The organism is Mesorhizobium sp. M5C.F.Ca.IN.020.32.2.1 (assembly GCF_004023105.1).
GTDB lineage: Bacteria > Pseudomonadota > Alphaproteobacteria > Rhizobiales > Rhizobiaceae > Mesorhizobium > Mesorhizobium wenxiniae.
On record NZ_RZSX01001280.1, the window covers coordinates 1 to 1244 of the forward strand.

A 1244-nucleotide genomic window follows, 5' to 3' on the forward strand; every position below is an offset into this window, starting at 1 on the left:
CCTTCCACATGTGGGTCGGATGCCAGCAGATCGGTCTTGGTCTCATGCCGGCCCAGAACATAGGTTCCGCGCCCGACTTCGCCGCTTACCAGCCCCCGTTCGCGCAACAATTGGTAGGCCCGACCGACCGTGCCGACAGTTGTCCCGATGTCATAAGCCAGGTCGCGTTGCGGCGGCAGTTTTGCCCCCGCATCGATCACGCCGCGGTCGATGTCGGTTTCAATGGAATCTGCAAGCCGCTGGTAGAGGGGGCCGGAGCCGGACGTAAGGTCGGGTAGCCAATTTGTCATGGTGACAATTTTCTATATTGCACCGAATTGAGAGTCAATACATATGGGTTGCGCAACAAAAGGGTACAATCTCGAATTCCGGTAGCAAGAAAATGGCTGCAATCGATACAATCCGTTACACGAGAGCTGAATTGCTCGGAGTCGGTCCGTCGGGCCGGCAAGGTTATGTCCGTCGCCTGGTGCGCACGGTCAGGTCACTCGCGAGCCGGATCGGCAGCCTGCTGGATCGCCGGCGAAGCCGGCTGGCATTGCTGGAGATGACCGACGATCAGCTCAAGGATATCGGCATCTCGCGCTGCGAGGCCCACCGTGAGGGTCTGAGGCGGTTCTGGGACTGAAAGATGCATCAAGCTTGTGTGCATCCTTAAGAAGACGCGGTCTTAGGACGCCTTTTCGTGCCTTGATAGTTACCGTGGCTCCTCATCCGTGAGACGCCGCGGTCTGCAAGTACGGCGACTATGCACAGCACCAGAAAAAGCCCGGTGATGCCGAGCGCCGAGCGCCGAGACGGCGCCGTTAGGACTCTTCGCCTGATATCGGCGCCCGCGCCAGTGCATAGGCCGTCATGGCCGCTTCCTGCAAATCGCCGGTCTGGTCATAGGCCTGGCCGCGCTCGTCCTGTAAATCTGCATCACCATTCCGGCGTCGTTGGCACGCTACGCAGCCACACCGCAGGCCGGGTTGCCTGTCTGCCAACGGGCGATGTCCGAGCCGATGCGCGCACCGAGCGTTTCGGCCATCAGCGGACCGTACACGTCCACCCGGCGTGAATTGCCTTGCGCCTGCACGACCAGCAACGGCTTTGCGCCATAATGCTTGGCTGGGACCAACAGGAAGCGCGGCGTGCCGGTGAACGAATTCAGCTCATTGGCCATCTGATAGGGCCTGAAGGCGGGATCCTTGCTGGCGATCCAGCATTTGTGAGCGGCGATCGCCACATGTTCCATGGCAAGA

Annotated in this window: 3 protein-coding genes; 1 reads left to right on the forward strand and 2 read right to left on the reverse strand. The window is 60.4% G+C overall.

Annotated elements, in window-relative coordinates:
- Positions 1 to 290 (reverse strand): GntR family transcriptional regulator (locus tag EOA86_RS35200; RefSeq protein ID WP_128345687.1); only part of this gene is annotated, 290 nt, incomplete at its 3' end.
- A gap of 92 nt (positions 291 to 382) precedes the next feature.
- Here EOA86_RS35200 and EOA86_RS35205 point away from each other — a divergent pair.
- Positions 383 to 628, forward strand: coding sequence for a DUF1127 domain-containing protein (locus EOA86_RS35205; protein ID WP_095521644.1), 246 nt, complete (start codon positions 383 to 385; stop codon positions 626 to 628).
- Between the two features lie 318 nt (positions 629 to 946).
- Here EOA86_RS35205 and EOA86_RS35210 read toward each other — a convergent pair.
- Positions 947 to 1244: hypothetical protein (locus EOA86_RS35210; RefSeq protein WP_128345689.1), on the reverse strand; the 298-nt coding region annotated here is incomplete at its 5' end.

Bases quoted from the DNA above. Each gene is read 5' to 3' on its own strand.
- EOA86_RS35205 (WP_095521644.1), top strand. From the start codon at position 383: ATGGCTGCAATCGATACAATCCGTTACACGAGAGCTGAATTGCTCGGA.